18 protein-coding genes are annotated in these 8,654 nt (G+C 62.2%); all 18 read right to left on the bottom strand.

The window, feature by feature from the left end; all coding sequences use genetic code 11:
• Positions 1–58: 58 nt before the first annotated feature.
• On the bottom strand, positions 59–586 hold the full coding sequence (gene rplF / locus VK519_RS09385; protein ID WP_324349276.1) for a 50S ribosomal protein L6: 528 nt from the start codon (positions 584–586) through the stop codon (positions 59–61).
• Between the two features lie 10 nt (positions 587–596).
• Positions 597–995 (bottom strand): 30S ribosomal protein S8, encoded by a 399-nt coding sequence (rpsH, locus tag VK519_RS09380; protein ID WP_250625421.1) that lies wholly within the window; start codon positions 993–995, stop codon positions 597–599.
• 130 nt (positions 996–1,125) lie between these two features.
• Entirely contained in the window at positions 1,126–1,431 is a 306-nt protein-coding gene (rpsN, locus tag VK519_RS09375) for a 30S ribosomal protein S14 (protein ID WP_324349274.1), read from the bottom strand.
• A 16-nt stretch (positions 1,432–1,447) separates the two neighbouring features.
• Complete coding sequence (rplE, locus tag VK519_RS09370; RefSeq protein ID WP_324349273.1) at positions 1,448–1,987, bottom strand: 50S ribosomal protein L5; 540 nt, start codon at positions 1,985–1,987, stop codon at positions 1,448–1,450.
• 12 nt (positions 1,988–1,999) lie between these two features.
• Entirely contained in the window at positions 2,000–2,314 is a 315-nt protein-coding gene (gene rplX / locus VK519_RS09365) for a 50S ribosomal protein L24 (protein ID WP_324349272.1), read from the bottom strand.
• A 13-nt stretch (positions 2,315–2,327) separates the two neighbouring features.
• On the bottom strand, positions 2,328–2,696 hold the full coding sequence (gene rplN, locus VK519_RS09360; RefSeq protein WP_324349271.1) for a 50S ribosomal protein L14: 369 nt from the start codon (positions 2,694–2,696) through the stop codon (positions 2,328–2,330).
• 15 nt (positions 2,697–2,711) lie between these two features.
• A complete protein-coding gene (gene rpsQ, locus VK519_RS09355) occupies positions 2,712–2,975 on the bottom strand; it encodes a 30S ribosomal protein S17 (protein WP_250625416.1) in 264 nt (87 codons plus the stop codon).
• 11 nt (positions 2,976–2,986) lie between these two features.
• Positions 2,987–3,172 carry a 50S ribosomal protein L29 gene (gene rpmC, locus VK519_RS09350; protein ID WP_250625415.1) on the bottom strand — a complete coding sequence of 62 codons (186 nt, stop codon included), beginning with the start codon at positions 3,170–3,172 and terminating at the stop codon, positions 2,987–2,989.
• The gene (gene rplP, locus VK519_RS09345; protein ID WP_250625414.1) at positions 3,172–3,585 is read right to left on the bottom strand and encodes a 50S ribosomal protein L16; all 414 of its coding nucleotides are present in this window, start codon (positions 3,583–3,585) and stop codon (positions 3,172–3,174) included. The genes rpmC and rplP overlap by 1 nt, the downstream gene beginning before the upstream one ends.
• Before the next feature lie 11 nt (positions 3,586–3,596).
• Positions 3,597–4,325: a 30S ribosomal protein S3 gene (rpsC, locus tag VK519_RS09340; protein ID WP_324349269.1), complete on the bottom strand. Its 729-nt coding sequence runs from the start codon at positions 4,323–4,325 to the stop codon at positions 3,597–3,599.
• A 15-nt stretch (positions 4,326–4,340) separates the two neighbouring features.
• Complete coding sequence (rplV, locus tag VK519_RS09335) at positions 4,341–4,676, bottom strand: 50S ribosomal protein L22 (protein ID WP_324349268.1); 336 nt, start codon at positions 4,674–4,676, stop codon at positions 4,341–4,343.
• Positions 4,676–4,948, bottom strand: a complete 273-nt coding sequence (rpsS, locus tag VK519_RS09330) for a 30S ribosomal protein S19 (protein WP_250625411.1) — start codon at positions 4,946–4,948, stop codon at positions 4,676–4,678. Before rpsS ends, rplV begins: the two co-directional genes overlap by 1 nt.
• A 12-nt stretch (positions 4,949–4,960) precedes the next feature.
• Entirely contained in the window at positions 4,961–5,782 is an 822-nt protein-coding gene (gene rplB / locus VK519_RS09325; protein ID WP_324349267.1) for a 50S ribosomal protein L2, read from the bottom strand.
• A 17-nt stretch (positions 5,783–5,799) separates the two neighbouring features.
• Positions 5,800–6,093 (bottom strand): 50S ribosomal protein L23, encoded by a 294-nt coding sequence (rplW, locus tag VK519_RS09320; RefSeq protein WP_250625409.1) that lies wholly within the window; start codon positions 6,091–6,093, stop codon positions 5,800–5,802.
• The gene (gene rplD / locus VK519_RS09315) at positions 6,090–6,692 is read right to left on the bottom strand and encodes a 50S ribosomal protein L4 (protein ID WP_324349265.1); all 603 of its coding nucleotides are present in this window, start codon (positions 6,690–6,692) and stop codon (positions 6,090–6,092) included. Before rplD ends, rplW begins: the two co-directional genes overlap by 4 nt.
• Positions 6,693–6,702: 10 nt before the next feature.
• Positions 6,703–7,344: a 50S ribosomal protein L3 gene (rplC, locus tag VK519_RS09310; RefSeq protein ID WP_324349263.1), complete on the bottom strand. Its 642-nt coding sequence runs from the start codon at positions 7,342–7,344 to the stop codon at positions 6,703–6,705.
• A gap of 20 nt (positions 7,345–7,364) precedes the next feature.
• Entirely contained in the window at positions 7,365–7,676 is a 312-nt protein-coding gene (rpsJ, locus tag VK519_RS09305; RefSeq protein ID WP_250625406.1) for a 30S ribosomal protein S10, read from the bottom strand.
• Positions 7,677–7,829: 153 nt separating this feature from the next.
• On the bottom strand, positions 7,830–8,654 hold an 825-nt coding region (locus VK519_RS09300; protein ID WP_324349262.1), incomplete at its 5' end, for an elongation factor Tu.

The following is an 8,654-nucleotide window of genomic DNA, read 5'->3' as shown; positions in this document are numbered from 1 at the left end:
CGGCGCAGGCGGGATACGTTCTTGTTCATGCTCATTTCCTCGAAAGCGGATAGGCCGATTAGGCCTTCTTGGCTTCCTTCAGGGTGATCTTCTCGCCGGCATAACGGACGCCCTTGCCCTTGTACGGCTCGGGAGCGCGGTAGGCGCGGATCTTGGCGGCAACCTGGCCGACGACCTGCTTGTCGGCGCCCTTGATGAGGATTTCCGTCTGCGTGGGGACTTCGATGGTGACGCCAGCCGGCGCCTCGAAGACCACCGGGTGCGAGAAGCCCAGGGTGAGGTTGAGCGCCTTGCCGGTCATGGCGGCACGGTAGCCGACGCCAACCAGCTCGAGCTTGCGCTCGTAACCGGTGGACACGCCGGTGACCATGTTGGCCAGGATCGCGCGGGCGGTGCCGCCGAACTTGTGGTCGGCGCCTTCGGTGACCACCACGTGGACAATGCCGCCGTCGACGTTGACGTCGATGCCTGGCATACGATGGGTGCTCAAGGTGCCCTTGGAGCCCTTGACCGTGATGGCGTCGTTGCCGACGTTGACTTCCACGCCCTTGGGCAGGTTGATCGGCTGTTTGGATACGCGGGACATCGTTCGCTCCTTACGCCACCTGGCCGAGGACTTCGCCGCCGAGGCCGCGAGCGCGGGCCTGGGCGTCGGTCAGCAGGCCGGCGGAGGTGGAAATGATGGAGATGCCCAGACCGCCCAGCACCTTCGGCAGCTCGTCCTTGCCGCGATACACACGCAGGCCTGAACGGCTGACACGGGAAATCGTCTCGATGGCCGGCTGGCCTTCGAAATACTTGAGCTTCAGTTCGAGGACCGGCTTGCCGGTTTCGTCGGCCGTGGCGGCGACGTCGAGGATGTAGCCTTCATTCTTCAGAAGGTTGGCAATCGCCACCTTCAACTTCGACGACGGCATACGGACAACCGGCTTGCCCATGGACTGGGCGTTGCGGATGCGCGTAAACAGGTCGGCGATAGGATCAGTCATGCTCATGGGTAATTCCTGATGAGTCCACCGATATCCGATTGACCGGAAATCTTGAGTTGTATGCCGGCACGCGCCGGCCTGCGAGAACGCAGACCGACGACTATAGCAGGTTTTTACAGCGTAAAGCTAGCCGGGGTTACCAGCTGGCCTTGCGCAGGCCCGGCACGTCGCCACGCATGGTGGCTTCGCGGAGCTTGTTACGGCCCAGGCCGAACTTGCGGTAGACGCCACGTGCGCGGCCCGACAGCGCACAGCGGTTACGCTGGCGGGAGGGGCTGGCATCACGGGGCAGCTTCTGCAGCTTGGCCTGTGCTTCCATCTTTTCTTCGTACGAAGCGGTGGAGCTGAGGACGAGCGCCTTCAACTCCGCACGCTTGACTGCGTACTTCTTGACGAGCTTGGTCCGCTTGATGTCGCGGTTGACCATCGAGGTCTTTGCCATGGTTTGTCTCGCGTTATCAGTTACGGAACGGGAAGCTGAAGGCCTCGAGGAGCGCCTTGGCCTCTTCGTCGGACTTCGCCGTCGTGGTGATGGCGATGTCCATGCCGCGCATCGCATCGACCTTGTCGAAGTCGATTTCCGGGAAGATGATCTGTTCCTTGATGCCGAAGTTGTAGTTACCACGACCATCGAAGGCGCGGCCGGATACACCGCGGAAGTCGCGGGTGCGCGGCAGCGAGATGTTGATCAGGCGATCAAGGAATTCCCACATCTGCGCACGGCGCAGCGTGACCTTGCAACCGATCGGCCAACCGTCGCGGATCTTGAACGAGGCCACCGACACGCGGGCCTTGGTCGTGATCGGCTTCTGGCCAGCGATCGCGGCCATGTCGGCCACGGCGTTGTCCAGGATCTTCTTGTTGCCGGCGGCTTCACCCACGCCCATGTTCAGCGTGATCTTGGTGATGCGCGGAACCTGCATCACGTTGTCGTAACCAAAACGCTCGGTGAGCTTCTTGATGACGGATTCTTTGTAGAAATTTTCGAGGCGCGTCATGACATGTCTTCCTTACGCGTCCACTACTTCGCCATTGGACTGGAACACGCGCACCTTCTTCCCGTCGCCGAGAGTCTTGATGCCAACGCGTGAACCCTTGCCGGTAGCGGAGTTGAACAGCTGTACGTTGGAGATGTGGATCGAAGCCTCTTTCTCGACGATGCCGCCGGCCTGGTTGGCCTGCGGATTCGGCTTGGTATGACGCTTCACCACGTTGACGTTGGAGACGACCACGCGGTCCTCCGCAACGCGCAGCACGTCACCGCGCTGACCCTTGTTCTTGCCGGTGATAACGATGACGTTGTCACCCTTACGGATACGTTTCATGTCTGGTCTCCGCTCAGAGCACTTCGGGCGCGAGGGAGACGATCTTCATGAACTTCTCGCTGCGCAGCTCGCGCGTCACCGGCCCGAAAATACGGGTACCGATCGGCTCGAGCTTGTTGTTGAGGAGGACGGCCGCATTCCCGTCGAAACGGATGGTGGAGCCATCGGCGCGGCGAATACCCTTGGCGGTACGGACCACCACGGCGTTGTAGACCTCGCCCTTCTTCACCTTGCCGCGGGGGATGGCATCCTTGACGGTGACCTTGATCACGTCGCCAACCGAGGCGTAACGGCGCTTGGAACCGCCGAGCACCTTGATGCACATCAATTCCTTGGCGCCGCTATTGTCCGCGGCCTGGAGCGTGCTTTGCATCTGGATCATGGCTGCACCCTCCCGTCAGACAATGTCAGCGCGGGTGATAATTTCCACCACGCGATGATGCTTGGTTTTCGACAGCGGACGGCACTCGGCAATCCGCACCACGTCGCCCTCGTTGGCGCCCGTTTCATCATGGGCGTGCAACTTGGTGGAACGACGGACGATCTTGCCCAGCAGCGGGTGCTGGACCTGGCGCTCGACCAACACGGTAACCGTGTTGACCATCTTGTTGCTGATCACGCGACCCTCGAGGGTGCGCGCGGCTTTCTTGTTATCGCTCATATCCGCCGTCCTTACTTCTTGCTGCCGAGCACGAATTTCGTGCGGGCAATATCGCGCCTAACGCGGCGCAGCTGGTGCGGCTGGGTGAGCTGGCCGGAGCCTTTCTGCATGCGCAGATTGAACTGCTCCTTGCGAAGGTCCAGCAGGTGCTTCTTGAGCTCGTCTGCCGACTGGTCTTTGATCTGCTTGGTGGCCATCACATCACCGCCCTGGAAACGAATTGCGTCTGGACAGAGAGTTTCGCCGCGGCCAGGCGGAACGCTTCGCGCGCCGTGGTCTCGTCGACACCCTCGATTTCATAAAGCATGCGGCCGGGCTGGATCGGGGCGACCCAGAACTCGACGCTGCCCTTGCCCGCGCCCATTCGAACTTCGATCGGCTTGCGGGTGATCGGCTTGTCCGGGAACACGCGAATCCACAGCTTGCCGCCTCGCTTGACGAAGCGGGTGATGCAACGACGCGCAGCTTCGATCTGGCGGGCCGTGAGCTGACCGTGTGTGGTCGCCTTCAGGCCATACTCGCCGAAGCTGACGAGGTTGGAGGAGAATGCCAGGCCGTCATTACGGCCCTTGTGCATCTTGCGGTACTTGGTGCGCTTTGGTTGCAACATGGCAACGCTCCTTACTTGGCAACCCGCTCGCGATCGCGGCGGTTTTCACCACCCTCGCGACGCGGCGGCTGCGACTGTTCTTCCTTCGACGCCTCGGCCGTGGCGGCCGCGAGGTCGAAGATCTCGCCCTTATAGATCCACACCTTGACACCGATGATGCCGTAGGTGGTCTTGGCTTCGGCGACGCCGTAGTCGATGTCCGCGCGCAGGGTATGCAGCGGGACGCGACCTTCACGGCTCCACTCGGAGCGGGCGATCTCGGCGCCGTTCAGACGACCGGAAACGTTGATCTTGATACCCAGGGCGCCAAGGCGCATGGCGTTGCCGACCGAGCGCTTCATTGCGCGGCGGAACATGATGCGGCGCTCGAGCTGCTGGGCGATCGACTCGGCCACCAGCTGGGCATCCAGTTCGGGCTTGCGCACTTCGGACACGTTGATGTGGGTGGGAACACCCATCATCGCGGTGACTTCCTTGCGCAGCTTCTCGATGTCCTCGCCCTTCTTGCCGATCACCACGCCCGGACGGGCGGTGTGGATCGTCACGCGGGCGGTCTTGGCCGGACGCTCGATCTGGATCTTGCTGATGCCGGCCTGCGCCAGCTTCTTGCGAAGCATCTCGCGGACCTTCAGATCGGCCGAGAGATACTTGGCGTAGTCGCCCTTGTTGGCGTACCACTTCGAGTTCCAGTCCTTGGCAATGCCGAGGCGGATACCGGTGGGATGTACTTTATGACCCATCGTCTATTTCCTCAGTCAGTTGCCGACGACAACGGTGATGTGCGCGGTGCGCTTAAGAATGCGCGAACCACGACCCTTGGCGCGGGCGAACATGCGCTTCATGGCCGGACCCTCGTCGACGAAGATGCTGGACACGCGAAGCTCGTCCACATCCGCGCCGAGGTTGTTCTCGGCATTGGCGACGGCCGACAGCAGCACCTTGCGAACGAGCTGGGCGGCTTTCTTGTTGGTAAAGGCGAGCACGTCGCTGGCCTTGCCCACGGGGAGTCCGCGGACCAGGTCGGCCACCAGGCGAGCCTTCTGCGCCGAAATACGGGCGCCCCGGAGGATTGCTTTGGCTTCGGTGCTCATCACTTACCCTTCTTGTCGCCGGAGTGGCCCTTGAACGTGCGGGTCACCGCGAACTCGCCGAGCTTGTGCCCGACCATGTTCTCGTTGATCAACACGGGCACGTGCTGGCGTCCGTTATGGATGGCGATGGTCAGCCCAACCATTTCGGGCAGGATCATCGAGCGGCGCGACCAGGTCTTGATCGGACGCTTGTTGTTGGCCGCGACAGCGGCATCCACCTTTTTTACAAGGTGCAGGTCGACAAACGGACCTTTTTTTAGTGAACGAGGCATATTGGATATCCGTTACTTGCGGCGACGCACGATGAACTGCTGGGTGCGCTTGTTGCTGCGCGTCTTGTAGCCCTTGGCCGGAGTGCCCCACGGGGATACCGGGTGACGTCCGCCAGAGGTCTTGCCCTCACCACCGCCATGCGGGTGGTCCACCGGGTTCATCACCACACCGCGAACGGTGGGACGAATACCCATCCAGCGCTTTGCGCCGGCCTTGCCGAGCTTACGGAGGCTGTGCTCCCCGTTGCCCACTTCACCGATCGTGGCGCGGCATTCCACCGGCACGCGGCGCATTTCGCCGGAGCGAAGGCGCAGCGTGGCGTAGCCCTGCTCACGCGCCACCAGCTGTACCGAGGCGCCGGCACTGCGCGCGATCTGCGCACCCTTGCCCGGCTTCATCTCGATGCAGTGAATGGTCGAACCCACCGGGATGTTGCGCAGCGGTAGGCAGTTGCCCGCCTTGATCGGCGCATCGGTACCCGATACCAGGCGGTCATCCACCTGCACGCCCTTCGGCGCGATGATGTAGCGGCGCTCACCATCCGAATACACCAGCAGCGCGATGTGCGCGGTGCGGTTCGGATCGTATTCCAGGCGCTCGACGCGAGCCACGATGGACTCCTTGTCGCGCTTGAAATCGATGATGCGGTAGGCCTGCTTGTGGCCACCGCCGCGGTGACGGACCGTGATGCGGCCGTAATGGTTACGGCCACCGGACTTGGACTGCGACTCGGTCAGCGGAGCGTACGGAGCGCCCTTGTGCAGACCCGGGGTGTGGACGCTGACAGCGTCGCGACGGCCCGGCGAGGTCGGCTTGTGTGTGATTAATGCCATCTCGAATAACTCCTGGCTCAGGCCTTGGCCGACACGTCGATCGTGTGGCCAGCGGCGAGTCGCACGTAGGCCTTGCGCTTACCCTGGCGAACGCCAGCGCGCTGGCGGAAGGACTTGGCCTTGCCCTTGCCATTGACGAGGTTCACGTTCTCGACCTTGACGTCGAAAAGGTGTTCCACGGCGGCGCGGACGTCAGCCTTGGTGGCTTCCGGGGCTACGACGAAAACATACTGGTTACCCTCGGCAAGACGGGCGGTCTTTTCGGAAATGTGCGGCGCGCGCAGCGTATTCAGGGTGCGTTCGTTGCTCATGCCAGCCACTCCTCAACCTTCTTGACCGCGTCTACCGTGAGCACGACGTAATCGGAACCGACCAGGCTAACCGGGTTCAGCGCCAGCACGTCCACTACGTGGAGGTACGGAATGTTGCGGGCAGACAGGTACAGCGCCTCGGTGGCTTCCTCGGAAACCAGGAGCACGCGGCCGGACACCTCAAGCTCGGCGAGCTTGGAGATCATGGCTTTTGTCTGCGCCTTCTCGAAATCAAAACCCGGGACAACTTTCAGGCGGCCGGCGCGGTTGAGCTCCGACAGCATGGAGCGAATCGCGACACGGTAGGCCTTGCGGTTGACCTTCTGCTCGAAGCTGCGCGGCTTGGCGGCAAAGGTGACGCCACCACCGACGAAGATCGGTGCGCGGTAGTCGCCGTGACGGGCGCCGCCGCCCTTCTGCTTCTTGAACTTCTTGGTGGTACCGGACATCTCGCCGCGCGACAGCTGCGCCTTGGTGCCGGCTCGGCCGCCCGCGCGATACGCGGTGACAACCTGGTGGATCAGGGCGTTGTTCAGCTCGCGACCGAAGACCTCGTCGGAAACGGTAAGCGGCTGGGCGCCAATGACATTGAGTTCCATGGCGTTCTCCTCAGCCCTTCGTCGTCGGACGGATCACGACGTCGCCACCGGGAGCACCCGGTACCGCGCCCTTGACCGCAATCAGGTGACGCTCGGCATCGACCTTGACCACTTCCAGGCCCTGCTGCGTGCGGTTGACCGCACCCATGTGGCCGGACATCTTCTTGCCGGGGAACACGCGGCCTGGCGTCTGGCGCTGGCCGATGGAGCCCGGCGCGCGATGCGACAGCGAGTTACCGTGCGTGGCATCACCCATCTTGAAGTGATGACGCTTGATGGTGCCCTGGAAACCCTTGCCCTTGGACACGCCCTGCACGTCGACCACCTGGCCTACGGAGAACACGTCGTCGGCCTTGATTTCGCTGCCCACGGCATACTTGGCGGCGTCATCGGCCGATACGCGGAATTCGCGGATGACGCGACCCGGCTCGACCTTCGCCTTTGCATAATGGCCCTTCAGCGGCTGCGTCAGCAGCGAGGCGCGCTTGACGCCTGCCGCGAGCTGCACGGCGCTGTAGCCGTCGATTTCGTCCGTCTTCACCTGGGTCACGCGATTGGGCGTCGCTTCAATCAGCGTCACCGGAATCGAGCGGCCATCTTCAGTGAAGAGCCGGCTCATGCCGCACTTGCGGCCTACCAGTCCGATACTCATATCTGTATCCCTTTGTCCGCTCAGCCCAGCTTGATCTGTACGTCTACGCCAGCGGCGAGATCAAGCTTCATGAGCGCGTCCACGGTTTTGTCATTCGGGTCGATGATGTCCAGCACACGCTTGTGGGTGCGGGTCTCATACTGATCGCGAGCATCCTTGTCGACGTGCGGGGACGTCAGGATGGTGTACCGCTCGATCTTGGTCGGGAGCGGAATCGGGCCCAGCACCGTTGCACCGGTACGCTTGGCCGTCTCGACGATCTCACTGGCTGAACGGTCGATCAAACGATGATCGAACGCCTTGAGCCGAATGCGAATCTTCTGGTTCGCCATAAAAACCGTGTCCTGTTGTCGAAAGAACGTTATGTATTTCAGGCACTTATCAGTGACCTGATTACTCTTCAAAAGCGTAAGCGACTACCGCCCGGGAGGACGGTAGCCGCCTATCTTACTGCATTTTCCCGCAAATTGCAGGGATGACGCGTATTACTTGAGAATCTTGGCAACCACACCCGCGCCGACAGTACGACCGCCCTCGCGGATGGCGAAACGCAGGCCGTCGTCCATGGCGATCGGGTGGATCAGCGTGACTACCATCTTCACGTTGTCGCCGGGCATCACCATTTCCACGCCCTCCGGCAGCTCGCAAGCGCCGGTGACGTCGGTGGTGCGGAAGTAGAACTGCGGGCGGTAACCCTTGAAGAACGGGGTATGACGGCCACCCTCGTCCTTCGACAGCACGTACACCTCGGCTTCGAACGTGGTGTGCGGCTTGATCGAGCCCGGCTTGGCCAGCACCTGGCCACGCTGCACGTCGTCGCGCTTGAGACCGCGCAGCAGCAGGCCGGCGTTGTCGCCCGCCTGGCCCTGGTCGAGCAGCTTGCGGAACATTTCCACGCCCGTGACCGTGGTCTTGACCGTGTCGATGATGCCGACCACTTCCACTTCGTCGCCGACCTTGATGATGCCGCGCTCGATACGACCGGTGACCACCGTGCCGCGACCGGAGATCGAGAACACGTCTTCCACCGGCATCAGGAAGGTCTTGTCGATGTCACGCACCGGCTCCGGAATGTAGGAATCCAGCGCATCGACCAGCTTGACGATCGACGGCACGCCAATTTCCGACTGGTCGCCTTCCAGCGCCAGCTTGGCCGAGCCGTGGATGATCGGGGTGTCGTCGCCCGGGAACTCGTACTTCGACAGCAGCTCGCGCACTTCCATTTCCACCAGCTCCAGGAGCTCGGCGTCGTCCACCATGTCCGCCTTGTTCAGGAAGACCACGATGTACGGCACGCCCACCTGGCGGGA

Source organism: Pinirhizobacter sp., assembly GCF_035317885.1.
Taxonomy (GTDB): domain Bacteria; phylum Pseudomonadota; class Gammaproteobacteria; order Xanthomonadales; family Rhodanobacteraceae; genus Pinirhizobacter.
This window is presented reverse-complemented; position numbering and strand designations above follow the sequence as displayed.

Bases quoted from the DNA above. Each gene is read 5' to 3' on its own strand.
- rplC (WP_324349263.1), bottom strand. From the start codon at position 7,344: ATGAGTATCGGACTGGTAGGCCGCAAGTGCGGCATGAGCCGGCTCTTC.
- rpsC (WP_324349269.1), bottom strand. From the start codon at position 4,325: ATGGGTCATAAAGTACATCCCACCGGTATCCGCCTCGGCATTGCCAAG.
- rplP (WP_250625414.1), bottom strand. From the start codon at position 3,585: ATGTTGCAACCAAAGCGCACCAAGTACCGCAAGATGCACAAGGGCCGT.
- rplB (WP_324349267.1), bottom strand. From the start codon at position 5,782: ATGGCATTAATCACACACAAGCCGACCTCGCCGGGCCGTCGCGACGCT.
- rpsQ (WP_250625416.1), bottom strand. From the start codon at position 2,975: ATGAGCGATAACAAGAAAGCCGCGCGCACCCTCGAGGGTCGCGTGATC.
- rpsH (WP_250625421.1), bottom strand. From the start codon at position 995: ATGAGCATGACTGATCCTATCGCCGACCTGTTTACGCGCATCCGCAAC.
- rpsJ (WP_250625406.1), bottom strand. From the start codon at position 7,676: ATGGCGAACCAGAAGATTCGCATTCGGCTCAAGGCGTTCGATCATCGT.
- rplW (WP_250625409.1), bottom strand. From the start codon at position 6,093: ATGAGCAACGAACGCACCCTGAATACGCTGCGCGCGCCGCACATTTCC.
- rplD (WP_324349265.1), bottom strand. From the start codon at position 6,692: ATGGAACTCAATGTCATTGGCGCCCAGCCGCTTACCGTTTCCGACGAG.
- rpsN (WP_324349274.1), bottom strand. From the start codon at position 1,431: ATGGCAAAGACCTCGATGGTCAACCGCGACATCAAGCGGACCAAGCTC.
- rplX (WP_324349272.1), bottom strand. From the start codon at position 2,314: ATGAAACGTATCCGTAAGGGTGACAACGTCATCGTTATCACCGGCAAG.
- rplV (WP_324349268.1), bottom strand. From the start codon at position 4,676: ATGAGCACCGAAGCCAAAGCAATCCTCCGGGGCGCCCGTATTTCGGCG.
- rplN (WP_324349271.1), bottom strand. From the start codon at position 2,696: ATGATCCAGATGCAAAGCACGCTCCAGGCCGCGGACAATAGCGGCGCC.
- rplF (WP_324349276.1), bottom strand. From the start codon at position 586: ATGTCCCGCGTATCCAAACAGCCGATCAACCTGCCCAAGGGCGTGGAA.
- rpsS (WP_250625411.1), bottom strand. From the start codon at position 4,948: ATGCCTCGTTCACTAAAAAAAGGTCCGTTTGTCGACCTGCACCTTGTA.
- rpmC (WP_250625415.1), bottom strand. From the start codon at position 3,172: ATGGCCACCAAGCAGATCAAAGACCAGTCGGCAGACGAGCTCAAGAAG.
- rplE (WP_324349273.1), bottom strand. From the start codon at position 1,987: ATGACGCGCCTCGAAAATTTCTACAAAGAATCCGTCATCAAGAAGCTC.